The 13,861-nt window shown below is 63.1% G+C and carries 16 protein-coding genes; 10 read left to right on the top strand and 6 right to left on the bottom strand.

The window, feature by feature from the left end; translation table 11 throughout:
- Positions 1-31 precede the first annotated feature (31 nt).
- The gene (locus JF290_RS01890) at positions 32-1,009 is read right to left on the bottom strand and encodes a DUF808 domain-containing protein (protein WP_199023029.1); all 978 of its coding nucleotides are present in this window, start codon (positions 1,007-1,009) and stop codon (positions 32-34) included.
- Between the two features lie 193 nt (positions 1,010-1,202).
- Here JF290_RS01890 and gap point away from each other — a divergent pair, with 193 nt between their 5' ends.
- A complete protein-coding gene (gene gap, locus JF290_RS01885) occupies positions 1,203-2,207 on the top strand; it encodes a type I glyceraldehyde-3-phosphate dehydrogenase (protein WP_199023028.1) in 1,005 nt (334 codons plus the stop codon).
- Between the two features lie 73 nt (positions 2,208-2,280).
- Positions 2,281-2,424, top strand: a complete 144-nt coding sequence (locus tag JF290_RS01880; protein ID WP_199023027.1) for a hypothetical protein — start codon at positions 2,281-2,283, stop codon at positions 2,422-2,424.
- A 78-nt stretch (positions 2,425-2,502) separates the two neighbouring features.
- Here JF290_RS01880 and coaD read toward each other — a convergent pair whose 3' ends face one another.
- The 3 genes from coaD to JF290_RS01865 all read right to left on the bottom strand — a co-directional run bounded on the left by coaD (position 2,503) and on the right by JF290_RS01865 (position 4,495).
- Positions 2,503-3,012, bottom strand: a complete 510-nt coding sequence (gene coaD, locus JF290_RS01875) for a pantetheine-phosphate adenylyltransferase (RefSeq protein ID WP_199023026.1) — start codon at positions 3,010-3,012, stop codon at positions 2,503-2,505.
- Between the two features lie 88 nt (positions 3,013-3,100).
- On the bottom strand, positions 3,101-3,538 hold the full coding sequence (locus JF290_RS01870) for a CBS domain-containing protein (protein ID WP_199023025.1): 438 nt from the start codon (positions 3,536-3,538) through the stop codon (positions 3,101-3,103).
- A gap of 60 nt (positions 3,539-3,598) precedes the next feature.
- Complete coding sequence (locus JF290_RS01865) at positions 3,599-4,495, bottom strand: LysR family transcriptional regulator (RefSeq protein WP_199023024.1); 897 nt, start codon at positions 4,493-4,495, stop codon at positions 3,599-3,601.
- 104 nt (positions 4,496-4,599) lie between these two features.
- Between JF290_RS01865 and JF290_RS01860 the strand changes: the two genes are divergently transcribed.
- The 3 genes from JF290_RS01860 to JF290_RS01850 all read left to right on the top strand — a co-directional run bounded on the left by JF290_RS01860 (position 4,600) and on the right by JF290_RS01850 (position 7,443).
- Positions 4,600-6,099 (top strand): CoA-acylating methylmalonate-semialdehyde dehydrogenase, encoded by a 1,500-nt coding sequence (locus tag JF290_RS01860; RefSeq protein WP_199023023.1) that lies wholly within the window; start codon positions 4,600-4,602, stop codon positions 6,097-6,099.
- Positions 6,100-6,266: 167 nt separating this feature from the next.
- Positions 6,267-6,695, top strand: coding sequence for a hypothetical protein (locus JF290_RS01855; RefSeq protein WP_199023022.1), 429 nt, complete (start codon positions 6,267-6,269; stop codon positions 6,693-6,695).
- Between the two features lie 148 nt (positions 6,696-6,843).
- Positions 6,844-7,443 carry a L,D-transpeptidase gene (locus JF290_RS01850; protein WP_199023021.1) on the top strand — a complete coding sequence of 200 codons (600 nt, stop codon included), beginning with the start codon at positions 6,844-6,846 and terminating at the stop codon, positions 7,441-7,443.
- 58 nt (positions 7,444-7,501) lie between these two features.
- Here the strand turns inward: JF290_RS01850 and JF290_RS01845 are convergent, their stop codons facing one another.
- Both JF290_RS01845 and JF290_RS01840 read right to left on the bottom strand, forming a co-directional pair.
- Positions 7,502-7,960 carry a DsrE family protein gene (locus tag JF290_RS01845; RefSeq protein WP_227362785.1) on the bottom strand — a complete coding sequence of 153 codons (459 nt, stop codon included), beginning with the start codon at positions 7,958-7,960 and terminating at the stop codon, positions 7,502-7,504.
- A gap of 104 nt (positions 7,961-8,064) precedes the next feature.
- The gene (locus JF290_RS01840; protein ID WP_227362784.1) at positions 8,065-8,850 is read right to left on the bottom strand and encodes a class I SAM-dependent methyltransferase; all 786 of its coding nucleotides are present in this window, start codon (positions 8,848-8,850) and stop codon (positions 8,065-8,067) included.
- Positions 8,851-9,079: 229 nt separating this feature from the next.
- On the opposite strand from JF290_RS01840, the gene JF290_RS01835 reads away from it, so the two are divergent.
- From JF290_RS01835 to JF290_RS01815, 5 genes are all read left to right on the top strand, one after another.
- Positions 9,080-10,195, top strand: coding sequence for a carboxylate-amine ligase (locus JF290_RS01835; protein ID WP_199023019.1), 1,116 nt, complete (start codon positions 9,080-9,082; stop codon positions 10,193-10,195).
- A gap of 92 nt (positions 10,196-10,287) precedes the next feature.
- Positions 10,288-11,430: an acyl-CoA dehydrogenase family protein gene (locus JF290_RS01830; RefSeq protein WP_199023018.1), complete on the top strand. Its 1,143-nt coding sequence runs from the start codon at positions 10,288-10,290 to the stop codon at positions 11,428-11,430.
- Positions 11,431-12,474: an enoyl-CoA hydratase/isomerase family protein gene (locus JF290_RS01825; protein WP_199023017.1), complete on the top strand. Its 1,044-nt coding sequence runs from the start codon at positions 11,431-11,433 to the stop codon at positions 12,472-12,474.
- A gap of 10 nt (positions 12,475-12,484) precedes the next feature.
- Entirely contained in the window at positions 12,485-13,363 is an 879-nt protein-coding gene (mmsB, locus tag JF290_RS01820) for a 3-hydroxyisobutyrate dehydrogenase (protein WP_199023016.1), read from the top strand.
- 87 nt (positions 13,364-13,450) lie between these two features.
- A complete protein-coding gene (locus JF290_RS01815) occupies positions 13,451-13,813 on the top strand; it encodes an excinuclease ABC subunit A (RefSeq protein ID WP_199023015.1) in 363 nt (120 codons plus the stop codon).
- Positions 13,814-13,861 lie beyond the last annotated feature (48 nt).

The raw sequence follows: 13,861 nt of genomic DNA, 5'->3' as shown, positions 1-13,861 counted from the left end.
ACCGGATTGACCGACCGGGCCAGCCCGCTTGCTAATGCGGCGGGGTCGCGGGTTTCCCGGTGACGGCGCTCCAAAGCGGAACCAGTACCTTCTTTGCGATCGGGATCAGGACCATACCGAACGCGAGGCCGAAAATGCCGTCCATCGTCGCCTTGGCGATCCACTCCGTCGCCGCCTGGTAGTCCGCCGGTACCTGATGGGCGACGGCATAGGCCGCATCGTGGATGTGATGCCCGAGCCAGCCGTAACCCAGTTCCTCGAGTCCGTGAATGACGATAGAGCCGCCGACCCAGAGCATGGCCGCCGTGCCGATGATCGTCAGGGCCTTCATCAGCCATGGCATGGCGCGCACGACGCCGCGCCCGAGCGCCCGGGTCGTACCGAGTCGGCCGTTTTCGGCGAGGAAGAGCCCGACATCGTCGGCCTTCACGATCAGCGCGACGCTGCCATAGACCACCACGGTAATGCCGATACCGACCAGCGCGAGCGTCGCGGCCTCCATCCAGATGTTCGACTCCGGGATCGCGGCCAGTGCGATGGTCATGATTTCCGCCGACAGGATGAAATCGGTCTTGATCGCCCCCGCGGCCTTCTCCTCTTCGAGATGGGCCGGGTCGCCCTTGATATCCTCGCGAAAAACGGGGGTGGGATCATGTGGCACCAACGCGTGATAGATCTTTTCCGCTCCCTCGAAACAGAGATAGGACCCGCCCAGCATCAGCAGTGGCGCGATCAGCCAGGGCGCGAAATTGGCCAGCAGCAGCCCAATCGGCAGCAGGTAGAGCAGCTTGTTCTTGAACGACCCCTTGGCGATGCGCCAGATGATGGGCAACTCGCGGCTGGCATGAAAGCCGTGCACGTATTTCGGCGTGACAGCTGCATCGTCGATCACGGCCCCGGCAGCTTTGGCGCCCGCCTTCGCCGCCTGCCCCGCGATGTCGTCAACCGAGGCCGCGGCCACCTTGGCGATTCCCGCTACGTCGTCCAGCAGCGCCAGTAGCCCGCTCATTCTTCTGCCCCTCGTCCTGTGCGTGTCCTATCGGGTGTCCGGTCAGCTTAGCGTGCCCGTCCGGCAGGACAAGAGTTAGCGTTACCGGAATGGGTTTGCGCTAACACCAAGTGATTGCGACGCTTTTTCCCTTTTTTAGCGGGGGGCGCGGGTCTATATGCCGCCCAAGCGCAACTTTCAGGAGCGATGAAGCATGACCGTCACCGTCGGAATCAACGGATTTGGCCGTATCGGCCGCTGCACCCTGTCCCATATCGCGGCCAGCGGGCGCAATGACATCAAGGTGGTCAAGGCCAACGCGACCGGCCCGCTGGAAACGGCGGCGCACCTGTTGCGCTACGACAGCGTGCATGGACGATTCGGAAACGATATCCGCGTTGGCGAACGCACGCTGGATCTGGGCCGGGGCGAAATCGAGATGTTCTCGACTTATGATCCGCAGGAACTGGACTGGTCGGGCTGCGACGTGGTGCTGGAATGCACGGGCAAGTTCAACGACGGCAAGAAGGCCGGCGTGCACTTGGAGCGTGGCGCAAAGTCCGTGCTGATCTCGGCGCCCGCCAAGAACGTGCAGAAAACCATCGTTTTCGGCGTCAATGACGAGATGCTGACCAGGGGCGACACGATGGTGAGCAACGGCTCGTGCACCACGAACTGCCTGGCCCCGCTGGCCAAGGTGCTGGACGAGGCGGTCGGCATCGAGCATGGCATCATGACCACGATCCATTCCTATACCGGCGATCAGCCGACGCTGGACCGGCGGCACAAGGATCTGTATCGCGCGCGCGCCGCGGCGATGGCGATGATCCCCACCTCGACCGGCGCCGCAAAAGCCCTGGGCGAGGTGCTGCCCAATCTCAAGGGCAAGCTCGACGGATCTGCCATGCGGGTGCCGACGCCGAACGTATCGGCGGTCGACCTGACCTTCCGCGCCGGGCGCGATGTCACGGCCGAGGAGATCAACGAGGCGGTTGCGGCGGCCGTGAAGGGCCCGATGGGGCACGTGATGGCCTATGACCCCGAGCAGAAGGTCTCGATCGACTTCAACCACACCGAAGAGAGCAGCATCTTCGCCCCCGACCAGACCCGGGTCGTGGACGGGCGCATGGTGCGGGTGCTGGCCTGGTACGACAACGAATGGGGCTTCTCGGTGCGGATGGCGGACGTGGCCGTCGCGATGGGCCGGCTGAACGGCTGATCGCAGGCTCCCCTTGCGGGCAATGGTCCGGTCAGGCATATCTGACCGGGCTTTTTCACGCCTGCAGGGTGGCATGACGAATTCGATCGCACTTGTCCTGGGCCTCCTGATCCTCGCGGCTCTGGGCATGGATCTGCTCCTTCACGGAACGGAACACCTGGTTTTTCTGGGGAAAAAGCTGTTCGACTTGATCGACTGGGTCGCATTCTGGCGATAACCCCGCCACGAGGGCGCGATCGGGGTCACAGGCGCCAAACCAAAAATGTCTTGCGCGCGGCAGGCGCGCTCCGCTGGATTACGGGCTATGTACCGATTTTCCGAGCCGCTGCAGCAGCGCGTTGCGCACCTGGGGCGTGACGAATTTCGAGATGTCGCCATCGAGGCGTGCGATCTCCTTCACCAGCTTGCTTGCGATTGCCTGGTGTTTCGCATCCGCCATCAGGAACACGGTCTCGACGCTGTCGTCGAGCGCGCGGTTCATGCCGACCATCTGGTACTCGTATTCGAAATCCGCCACCGCGCGCAGGCCGCGCACGATGATCTGGGCGCCGACATCGTTGGCGCAGTCGATCAGCAGGTTCTCGAACGGATGCACGATGATCTCGGTGCCTGTCTCGCGCGACAGCGCCGCGCAATCCGCCTCGATCATCGACACGCGCTCCTCCAGCGAAAAGAGCGGGCCCTTGTCGCGGTTGATCGCGACCCCGATGACCAGCTTGTCGACGAGAGCCGAGGCGCGGCGGATGATATCGGCATGACCCAGGGTGATCGGATCAAACGTGCCGGGATACAAGGCGACGCGCATGGCGGACTCCTGCCAGTATTCAGTTGCGGCGCAAGCAAACACGACCATCCCGCATTTGCAAGCACCGTCCGTTCCCGAAAGGAGCCGATCAGTGCCCCATGATCATGCCCTGCAGCGCTTCCTTCTCCATCGCCAGCACAGCGAGCTGTGCCTTGACCACGTCACCGAGAGTGATCAGGCCGATCATCTTCCCGTCCTCGACCACGGGCATGTGGCGGAACCGGCCCTCGGTCATCTTGCCAAGGATGTCCTGCGCATCGTCCTGGCTGGTGCAGGTCACGAGCTTGGAGGTCATGTAGGCGCCGACCGACTCATCCAGGCAGGCGCGGCCGACGCGGGCCAGTTCGCGCACGATGTCACGCTCCGAGAGGATGCCGATCGCCGTCTGCCCATCATCGTCGGACACCACGACCGAGCCAATCCTGTTGTCGGCCAGCACCTTGGCCGCATCGGACACCTTGGCCGTCGACGCGACCGTCAGAACGCCCGAGGTTGCCTTGGACTTGAGAATCTGGTGAACGCGCATTCTGGGAGCCTCCGCAATAATCTTTCAATATCAATAGCGTTGCCGCAATATGCCATCAAGTCAAGTCAGCGCTTCCAGCCGGGCCACCTCGTCGCGGATTCCGTGCGACAACGCGGCCGAAAAGCGGTTCAATCGATCACTGCGCTGATCACCCTGGTGCCGCACCAGATAAAAGCTGCGCGTCAGGCTGACCTGCTCGGTCAGGACCTTGCGGAGGTTGCGGTGACTGGGGAGCGCGAAATCATGCGCTACGCCGATCCCGGCATGTTGGGCCAGAAGTTTCAGCTGCACCGGGACCGAGTTCGACGCCAGCGGCACCCGCGTGATCCCGAGATTGTCGAGATAGTCGAGCTCGGCATCGAAGATCATGTCGGGGATATAGCCGATCACCCGTCTGCCCGTCAGGTCGGTCAGGTTGCGCAAGGGCGGGATGTCGCGCAGGTAGCGGCGGCTCGCGACCAGGTGCAGCCGGTAGTCGGTGATCTTCTGCACCAGCAATTGCCCGGCCGAGGGCGGGCTGACCGCGATGGCCATGTCCGCCTCGCGACGGGACAGGTTCACGACCCGGGGCAACGCGACGATCTGGATGTCGAGATCGGGGTTGTCCTGCGCGATTGCGGCGCAGACCTGCGGCAGCAGGTAGTTGGCGCAGCCGTCTGGCGCACCGATCCTGATTTGTCCGGCCAATCCTTCGCTGGGCCCGGCAAGCGCTTCGGTCGCTGCGCGCATGGCCTGTTCGGCCGCGTCGCCATGCGCCATCAACCGTTCGCCCGCCGCCGACAGCGCGTAGCCCTGCGGCGACTTGACGAAGAGTGGCGTTTCCAGCGCCGCCTCGAGCCGCGCGATGCGCCGGCCAACTGTGGCCGGGTCGATCTTGAGCACCCGCCCCGCGGCCGACAGGCTTTCGTTGCGGGCCACGGCGAGGAACACTCTCAAATCGTCCCAATGCGGTTCCATGGTCAGACCTTTGCAAAACTGCAAAACGTTTTTGAAACCTTGCCTCTTTTCAGGCTATTTTTGCAAGCCTATCCTGCGCGCAAGTTCAAAGACAGGAGGATTCCATGCAAGAGTTGACCCACTACATCAATGGCAGTCACGTCAAAGGCCAGTCCGGCCGTTTCGCCGACGTGATGAACCCAGCCACCGGCGAGGTTCAAGCCCGCGTTCCGCTCGCGAATGGCGAGGAACTGGCCCACGCAGTCGAGGTTGCCGCAAAAGCGCAACCGGCCTGGGCCGCCACCAACCCGCAGCGCCGTGCCCGCGTGTTGATGAAATTCGTCGACCTGCTCAACCGCGACATGGACAAGCTGGCCGAAGCGCTGAGCCGGGAACACGGCAAGACCCTGCCTGACGCGGCAGGCGACGTGCAGCGCGGGCTGGAAGTTGTGGAATACTGCATCGGCGCGCCCCAGATGCTGAAGGGCGAGTTCACCGACGCCGCGGGACCGGGCATCGACATGTACTCCATGCGCCAACCCCTTGGCGTCACAGCGGGAATCACACCTTTCAACTTCCCCGCCATGATCCCGATGTGGATGTTCGCCCCCGCCATCGCCTGCGGCAACGCCTTCATCCTGAAACCCAGCGAACGTGACCCCTCGGTGCCGCTGATGCTGGCCGAACTGATGGAGGAAGCCGGCCTTCCCAAGGGCATCCTGCAGGTCGTGAATGGCGACAAGGAGGCGGTCGACGCGATCCTGTATCATCCGGTGATCCAGTCGATCGGGTTCGTCGGCTCGACCCCGATCGCCGAATACATCTATGGCACCGGGTGTTCGCAGGGCAAGCGCGTCCAGTGTTTCGGCGGCGCGAAGAACCACATGATCATCATGCCCGACGCCGATATGGATCAGGCCGCCGATGCGCTGGTCGGTGCCGGCTACGGCGCCGCCGGCGAACGGTGCATGGCGATTTCGGTCGCGGTTCCGGTGGGCGACGAGACCGCAGACCGGCTGATGGAAAAGCTGGTGCCGCGTGTCGAGGCGCTGAAGGTCGGCCCCTATACAGGCGGCGACGAGGTGGACTACGGCCCCGTGGTGACCGCAGCGGCCAAGGCGAATATCGAACGGCTGGTGCAGAGCGGGCTCGACCAGGGCGCCAAGCTCCTGGTCGACGGGCGCGGCTTCAAGCTGCAAGGCTATGAGGAAGGCTTTTTCGTCGGCCCGCACCTTTTCGACCACGCGACACCGGACATGGACATCTACAAGACCGAGATCTTCGGCCCGGTCCTGACCACGGTGCGCGCTCAGTCTTATGAAGAGGCGCTGAAACTGGCGATGGACCACGAATATGGCAACGGCACCGCGATCTTCACCCGCGACGGCGATGCCGCGCGCGATTTCGCCAGTCGAGTCAACGTGGGCATGGTCGGCATCAACGTACCGATCCCGGTGCCGTTGGCCTATCATACCTTTGGTGGTTGGAAGAAATCGGTTTTTGGTGACCTTAACCAGCACGGACCGGACGCGTTCAAGTTCTACACACGCACCAAGACCGTGACCTCGCGCTGGCCCTCCGGCCTGAAGGAAGGCGGCGAGTTCCACTTCAAGCCGATGGACTGAAGGACCTGCCGGATTGATCCGACGAATTGTGTCCCCGTTGCCACCGAGGCAATGGGGACACACACGAGTGAAAACCCATTCGGAAAACAACCCCAGATTGTCATTCGGCAAAAGTTCGCCTATCCTAAAAGCGAAATCCCTTTAAGAGGTGCGACCGATTTTTCATCATGGGAATTCCCTACACTTACTTTCCGGATCGCCAACTGTTGTTCCTTCGACTGGAAGGGCACATTACCCAAAGGGATATTTTCCGCTATTTCTCCAAGCTCGAGAATGACAGAACGTGGGATCACGGCTGTCGGGAGCTGATCGATTTTTCCAACCTGACCAATCTCGATCTCAGCTATCAGGAAATGCGGACGATCCGGCTGCGTGAGAAAAGCTACTACGAGTCTCTCGATAACCCCGTTCTCTGCGTCATCCATGCCCCCGAGGACACCGGGTTCGGCATGGCGCGGATGTATCAGCAACTGGCCGAAATCAACGATGATCTTGTGGTCGAGATCGTCAGCACGGAAGCCGAGGCGCTCGCCAGGCTCGACATTCCCGAAACCAGCTTCGACGCCTTGCTTACCGCAGCGCATACTGTGGACTGAAGTAGGATCGCCGCGCGAGAGAACGCCCAAACGGCCCTCACCCGGCGTCACTTCGGCGTGAAATGGCTGATCGCGCGGGTTTTCCTCTGGCCTGCCGCGCCAGCGGACAATATCTGATGGTCAGAAGCGAATATGACGAGGCAAGAACATGAACCGCATCCGCATCACCCGTCGCGGCGCGTTGCTCGGCGCCGCCGCCACTCTGGCCACACCGTCCCTGCTGCGCGCGCAATCCCAGGATGCGTTTCCGCAGGAAGAAGCGCCGATCCGAGATCAGGAGCCGGTGCGCCGCAACGTGTCCTCCTTCCAGCGTCAGAACTGGCAGGATCACTTCGACACTTTGGGCAAGGGCTGCCTTCTGGCCGACATCACCAGCCGCGCCGTACATTATTGGGGACCGGACGGCGTGACCTACCGGCTGTATCCCTCCTCGGTGCCGATGTCCGAGGAACTGACACGCCGTGGCTATACCGAAGTCGTGCGCAAGGCCGAAAATCCGCGCTGGACGCCCACCGCCAACATGCGCGAGCGCGACCCGAGCTTGCCCGAGTTCATGCCGGGTGGCCCCGGAAACCCGCTTGGCACGCGCGCGATGTATCTGAGTTGGCCCGCCTATCTGGTGCACGGCACCCATGACACGCGCAAGATCGGTCGGCAGAGTTCGTCCGGCTGCATCGGACTCTACAACCAGCATGTCGAGCAACTTTACCCGCTGGTGCAGATCGGCACCCAGGTCCGTCTGCTGTAATCCCTCGGGCGAATCGAACGTTCAGCCCCCGACGCATCGCGCGTCGGGGGCTTTTTCGTTACCACGACAGGGTTTGCATCCCGTCGCGGAACAACCAGCTTTCCACCAACGGCCATTCGCCCATGACGACGCCATCGATATAGTCGGCCTTGGTCAGACCGGCCGCCTTCGAGCAGGCTCCGCACATGATGACGGTCCCGCCATCGGCCATGAAGGCGCGCAGCATGTCCTGGATCGATGTGCCCTGCTCGGCCATCAGGCCATGCACGTGGCTCGGCCGTTTGGCATCGGCCAGATACACCGCCCGCACGTTCAGCCAGATCGCCGTGTCATGTCCGTTCTTCAAGGATTTCTCATGGGCGAACATGATCGCCTTGGCGGCAGCCCACGTGTCGTCTGTCGTCAGGTTGACGAATAGGCCCCGCTTGTCGTCGTCGGCCATGGCCATGCCGCCGGTTCCGACCATCGGCAACGCGGTCAACAGGGCAAGTAAAAGGGCGATCAGTCTGGTTTTCATGAGAAGGCTCCACGTGTGTTGAGCCTCCTTCATATTCTGCAAATGGAATTTTATCTTGATCCATGTCAAACCTTCCCGCATGGGAAGGTTGCGGCAGCGGGCCGTCAGCGCTTGCGAATCCAGAAGCTCTGCGCCCGCCCGTGTGACAGGAAAGGCAATGCAGCAACCGCGTCGGGCCGTTCCTTCTGAAGGTAGTAGCCCGGCCAGAGAATGTCGTATCCCCCGCCCTGCAACAGCGCGTGCAGCACGTATTGCTCGGCCCAGGACGGGCAGTCGCTGAAGAACCGGTTGGGGTATTCGTACGGCAAGAAGACGTCGTGGACGTGGATCACCACGCCCGGTGCGAGCGCCGGGATGATGCGGCAGAACAGATGCGCCACGTCGTTGCTCATCCTGACCTGGTGACTGGAGTCGATGAAGAGGATGTCGCCGGCCGCGAGATCGGCGAAAAGCGCCGGGTCGACGGTTTCGAGCCGTGCCTGTTCGAAGCGGTCCACCACGTCGGCGATATCGGCGCGCGGATAGGGATCGATTGCCGTCAGCGTGCATTCCGTCCCACTGTCGCGAAGTGCCTGCCGTGTCACGCGGGTCGAGTTGCCGCAGCCGACCTCGATCACCCGGCGCGGCGCGGCTTGGCGCACCATCAGATAGAGCGCTTCGGCGTCGGGACCGTCATAGTACCCGTTGCCCGGACGATAGCCTGTTGAATTCTCCGCAGGGTCCATCAGTCGGGCAAGATCGGCGGCATGACGCGCCGCCAGATCGACGAGCGGCGCGATGTCAAAGCCCTCCATCCCAGGAGACAGGGCATAGGCCGGCCGGTCGAGACCGCCGCCGGCTTCGAAGTCGCGCAACCGCTGCTGTTCGGCCTCGTGTTCACTGCCATCCACGAGACGGACATTCACATCCTTAAGCAAGACATTGATATCACGAATTTTCCGACCGTTCCCCATGATCCATCCCGCCCTGATCCGCACGCCGAAACAGGCGTTTCCAGCCGAATTGCCCGGTTCGGCGCGCCGCTGCAAGCCCCCAGCCGTGTCACGACGACCGCTTTTTTGCTTGGCAAGCCCGGCCCGAGCCATTTGACTGGCCCAAAGCCCAAAGCGGAGACTGGCCATGCAACAGGATTTCACCCTCGGCATCGAAGAGGAATACCTGTTGGTGGACCGCGACAGCCTCCAATTGTCCGAAGCCCCCGAAGCACTGATGACCGCCTGCCAGTCCGACCTCGAAGGCCAGGTCAGCCCGGAGTTCCTGCAATGCCAGATCGAGGTCGGCACCCGGGTCTGCGCGAGCATCGGTGAGGCACGCGAAGACCTGAAGCGCCTGCGCGCCTGCGTCGTGCGTCACGCGGCCGACCACAACCTCGCCCCGATCGCGGTCAGTTGCCATCCGTTCGCGGACTGGAAGGACCAGCAGCATACCCACAAGGAGCGCTATACGGCGCTGCAACAGGCGCTTGGTGGCGTGGCGCGGCGGATGCTGATCTGTGGGATGCATGTCCATGTGGGAATCGAGGACCAGACCCTGCGCGCCGACCTGATGCCGCAGCTCAGCTATTTCCTGCCGCACCTGCTCGCGCTCTCGGCGTCCTCACCCTACTGGCAGGGCGATGACACGGGGCTCGCCTCTTATCGGCTGACGGTGTTCGACAACCTGCCCCGCACCGGTCTGCCGCCGCATTTCGACAGTTGGGCCGACTATGAACGCGCGACCGGAACGCTGATCGAACTGGGCGTGATCGAGGACACCAGCAAGATCTGGTGGGATCTGCGCCCGTCGGCCAGTTTCCCGACGCTGGAAACCCGGATCATGGATGTGTCCCCCCGGCTCGAAGACACGCTGGCGCTCGCCGCGCTGACACAGGCCATCGTGCGGATGCTCTGCCGGTTGCGCGAACGCAACCAGCGCTGGCGCACCTATGACCGCTTCCTGATCGCCGAGAACCGCTGGCGCGCGCAGCGCTATGGCACCACCGAAGGGCTGATCGATTTCGGCGACCGGTCGATCAAGCCCTTCGCCACCCTGCTGGACGAGTTGATCGGGCTGCTGTCCGAAGACGCCGAAGCGCTCGGCACCACACAGGAACTGGCCGCGCTGCGCAACATCGTGCGCGACGGGACCAGCGCCGCCCGCCAACGGCAGGTCCATGCCGAAGCCGTGGCGGCGGACAAGCCCGCCGGGCCCGCGGTCGTTCAGCATCTGATCGAGGAATTCCAGTCCGAACTTTAGGTCTTGGCCGGATTGCCCCGACCTGCAAAATTCCTGTAAGGATTGCGAATTAAACAGCCGTTCAATTCGACGCGCCAGAGGGGGAATGCCGCATGGATTTTGCACTGAGTGACGAACAGACCGCCATCTTCGACATGGCACACGCGTTCGGACAGGAGCATATCGCCCCCTTCGCGCGCCAATGGGAATCCGAGGGTTCGATCCCCAAGACACTCTGGCCGCAGATCGGCGAGCTGGGCTTTGGCGGTCTCTATGTCAGCGAAGAAGGCGGCGGCGCGGGGCTGAGCCGTCTCGATGCGACACTCGTCTTCGAGGCGCTCAGCATGGCCTGCCCCTCCGTCGCGGCCTTCCTGTCGATCCACAACATGTGCGCCAAGATGATCGACACCTTCGCCGATGACGCGATGAAGGCGCGGATCATGCCCGACGTGCTGAGCCTCGAAACGGTTCTGTCCTACTGCCTGACCGAACCCGGATCGGGCAGCGACGCGGCCGCGCTCAAAACCCGCGCCACCCGAACCAACGAGGGCTATACGTTGAACGGCACCAAGGCGTTCATCTCCGGCGGCGGCTATTCCGATGCCTATGTCTGCATGGTCCGCACCGGCGAAGACGGCCCCAAGGGTGTTTCGACGGTCTATGTCGAGGATGGCACACCGGGCCTGTCCTTCGGCGGGCTTGAGGACAAGATGGGATGGCGCTCCCAACCCACCGCACAGGTGCAGTTCGACGATTGCCACATCCCCGCCGAAAACCTTGTCGGCGAAGAGGGCAAGGGCTTCAAATACGCGATGATGGGGCTGGACGGCGGGCGGCTGAACATCTCGGCCTGTTCGCTGGGTGCCGCGCAGACGGCGCTGAACCTGACGCTGGCCTACATGCGAGAACGCAAGGCGTTCGGCACCTCCATAGACCAATTCCAGGGGCTGCAATTCCGCCTGGCCGACATGGAAATCGAATTGCAGGCGGCGCGCACCTTTCTGCGCCAGGCGGCCTGGAAGCTGGACACCGGGGCGCCGGATGCGACCAAGTTCTGCGCCATGGCCAAGAAATTCGTGACCGAAGCCGGTAGCAATGTGGTTGATCAGTGCCTGCAACTGCATGGCGGCTACGGATATCTTGCGGACTACGGCATCGAGAAACTGGTGCGCGATCTGCGGGTGCACCAGATCCTCGAAGGCACCAACGAGATCATGCGGGTGATCGTCGCGCGGCACATGCTGGCGGACCGCTAGATGCTGTCGAACGATCTGAACGTTCGCGTCGAAGGCCGCGCCGGTCGGATCACCCTGACCCGGCCCAAGGCCCTGAACGCGATGACCTATGACATGTGCATGGCCATCGACACGATCCTGCGCCTGTGGCGCGAGGAAGAACATGTGGCGTTGGTCGTGATCGACGCCGAGGGCGACAAGGCATTCTGCGCGGGCGGCGATATTGCCGAACTGTACGCGACCGGCACCAAAGGCGACTTCTCCTACGGCCGCACGTTCTGGCGCGACGAGTACCGCATGAACGCGATGCTGGCGGACTATCCGAAGCCGGTGGTCAGCCTGATGCAGGGTTTCACCATGGGCGGGGGCGTCGGCATCGGCTGTCATGGCAGTCACAGGGTGGTCGACGACAGCAGCCGGATCGCCATGCCGGAATGCGGCATCGGTCTGGTGCCCGATGTCGGGGGCAGCCTTCTGCTCGCCCGGGCGCCGGGAAACCTGGGGGCCTATCTGGGCACCACCGCGGCGCGGATGGATGCGGGCGATGCGATCCATGCCGGATTTGCAGATCACTACGTTCCGCGCGAAAGATGGAGCGAATTTGTCGAACTGTTGGAGGCCAGTGGCGATATTTCGCATCTGCTGCGGCTGGCAGAAACACCGCCACGCGGTGCTTTGTCACCGCATCGGGACGCCATAGACCGCCTGTTTGCCACACCCTCGCTGCACGGGGTTCTCGAACGTCTGCGCGCGGATGACTCGGACTTCGCCGAAGACACCCTCAGAGTGATGGCACGCAATTCACCGCTGTCCATGGCCTGCGCCATCGAGACAATCCACCGGTTGCAAGCGGGCGAAACGACGATACGGGACGCGCTGGACCTTGAATACCGCTTTACCTCGCGCGCCATGGAACATGGCGATTTCCTGGAAGGAATCCGTGCTGCGATCATCGACAAGGACCGCAACCCGCGCTGGCAATACGCCGACATGGACGTGCCTGCGGACGCGGTAGCGCGCATGTTGGCCCCGCTAGGCACAGATACGCTGAATTTCGACGACTGAGGAGAGCGACATGAAGATCGGATTTATCGGACTGGGCAACATGGGCGCGCCGATGGCCGCCAACCTTGTGAAGGCGGGGCACGACGTCGTCGGGTTCGACATGGCCGAGGTCAAGATCGACGGCGTGCGCATGGCCGACAGCGCCGCCGCGGCGGCCACAGGGGCGGAGGTCGTCATCACCATGCTTCCCAATGGCGAGATTTTGCGCGCGGTCGCAGGCGAAGTGATCCCGGCCATGACCAAGGGCGCAGCGCTGGTCGATTGCTCCACCGTCGACGTGGACAGCGCCCGTGCGGTGGCGGCCGAGGCCGAGGCCGCCGGCTTGCTGGCGGTGGATGCCCCGGTTTCGGGCGGCGTCGGCGGAGCAGCGGGCGGCACGCTCACTTTCATGGCGGGCGGCTCGGAGGCAGCCTTTGCCAAGGCCGCGCCGCTGTTTGAAATCATGGGCCAGAAGGCTGTGCATTGCGGCGACGCAGGCGCGGGCCAGGCGGCCAAGATCTGCAACAACATGATCCTTGGCGTCACCATGATCGCGACCTGCGAGGCCTTTGCCCTGGCTGACAAGCTGGGGCTTGACCGGCAGAAGATGTTCGACGTGGTTTCGACCTCGTCCGGCTACAGCTGGACCATGAACGCCTATTGCCCGGCCCCGGGCGTCGGCCCGACAAGCCCGGCCGACAACGACTACAAGCCCGGGTTCGCCGCCGATCTGATGCTGAAGGATCTGCGCCTGTCGCAGCAAGCCGCCGAAAGCGCCGACGCGGATACGCCCATGGGACAGCTGGCACAGGCGCTCTACGCGCAGTTCGTCGAGACAGAGGATGGCAAGGGCCGCGATTTCAGCGCGATGCTGCCCCGCTTTGAAAAGCGCAAACGCGGCGCGGCGTGAACCCGCCAATGACAGGGGTTTGACGTCACGACAGGGAACAAGTCGGTCATCTCCGCGTTAAAGTGTGCAGCTGACAAGGAGAGTGCGATGACGTCGTCCCTGAAATTCATGCTCGTCGCCCTGAGCGTGGGCGTAGCGGCAACAGCGACCGTCAGCCACGCGAAAAACGCCAAACATGCCGCCGCGGCAAGTTGCCCACCGGGCTTGGCCAAGAAGAACCCGCCGTGTGTTCCACCCGGCCAAGCCAAGAAATACATCGGCACACCCGAGCACCGAAAGTACCGTATCGGCGATCGTATCGATGACGACTATTTCTGGATCGAGTCGCCAGGCCGATACGGACTGCGCAAAGGCTCCTATGTTCGGGCTGGCGACTACGTCTATCGCGTCAATCGCGAGACCCGCGAGGTGCTGAACCTCATCGGCGCCGTGATCGACGTTCTCGACTGACCCGACCGACGGGCACCCTGCCCGACCGCATGCAACGGACCCAGACAC

Origin of the sequence: Sedimentitalea arenosa (assembly GCF_016428585.1) — a bacterium.
In the GTDB taxonomy this organism is placed as follows: Bacteria; Pseudomonadota; Alphaproteobacteria; order Rhodobacterales; family Rhodobacteraceae; genus Sedimentitalea; species Sedimentitalea arenosa.
This window is presented reverse-complemented; position numbering and strand designations above follow the sequence as displayed.

Bases quoted from the DNA above. Each gene is read 5' to 3' on its own strand.
- JF290_RS01835 (WP_199023019.1), top strand. From the start codon at position 9,080: ATGCAACAGGATTTCACCCTCGGCATCGAAGAGGAATACCTGTTGGTG.
- JF290_RS01890 (WP_199023029.1), bottom strand. From the start codon at position 1,009: ATGAGCGGGCTACTGGCGCTGCTGGACGACGTAGCGGGAATCGCCAAG.
- JF290_RS01860 (WP_199023023.1), top strand. From the start codon at position 4,600: ATGCAAGAGTTGACCCACTACATCAATGGCAGTCACGTCAAAGGCCAG.
- mmsB (WP_199023016.1), top strand. From the start codon at position 12,485: ATGAAGATCGGATTTATCGGACTGGGCAACATGGGCGCGCCGATGGCC.
- JF290_RS01825 (WP_199023017.1), top strand. From the start codon at position 11,431: ATGCTGTCGAACGATCTGAACGTTCGCGTCGAAGGCCGCGCCGGTCGG.
- JF290_RS01845 (WP_227362785.1), bottom strand. From the start codon at position 7,960: ATGAAAACCAGACTGATCGCCCTTTTACTTGCCCTGTTGACCGCGTTG.
- JF290_RS01830 (WP_199023018.1), top strand. From the start codon at position 10,288: ATGGATTTTGCACTGAGTGACGAACAGACCGCCATCTTCGACATGGCA.
- gap (WP_199023028.1), top strand. From the start codon at position 1,203: ATGACCGTCACCGTCGGAATCAACGGATTTGGCCGTATCGGCCGCTGC.
- JF290_RS01850 (WP_199023021.1), top strand. From the start codon at position 6,844: ATGAACCGCATCCGCATCACCCGTCGCGGCGCGTTGCTCGGCGCCGCC.
- JF290_RS01870 (WP_199023025.1), bottom strand. From the start codon at position 3,538: ATGCGCGTTCACCAGATTCTCAAGTCCAAGGCAACCTCGGGCGTTCTG.
- coaD (WP_199023026.1), bottom strand. From the start codon at position 3,012: ATGCGCGTCGCCTTGTATCCCGGCACGTTTGATCCGATCACCCTGGGT.
- JF290_RS01815 (WP_199023015.1), top strand. From the start codon at position 13,451: ATGACGTCGTCCCTGAAATTCATGCTCGTCGCCCTGAGCGTGGGCGTA.
- JF290_RS01855 (WP_199023022.1), top strand. From the start codon at position 6,267: ATGGGAATTCCCTACACTTACTTTCCGGATCGCCAACTGTTGTTCCTT.
- JF290_RS01880 (WP_199023027.1), top strand. From the start codon at position 2,281: ATGACGAATTCGATCGCACTTGTCCTGGGCCTCCTGATCCTCGCGGCT.
- JF290_RS01865 (WP_199023024.1), bottom strand. From the start codon at position 4,495: ATGGAACCGCATTGGGACGATTTGAGAGTGTTCCTCGCCGTGGCCCGC.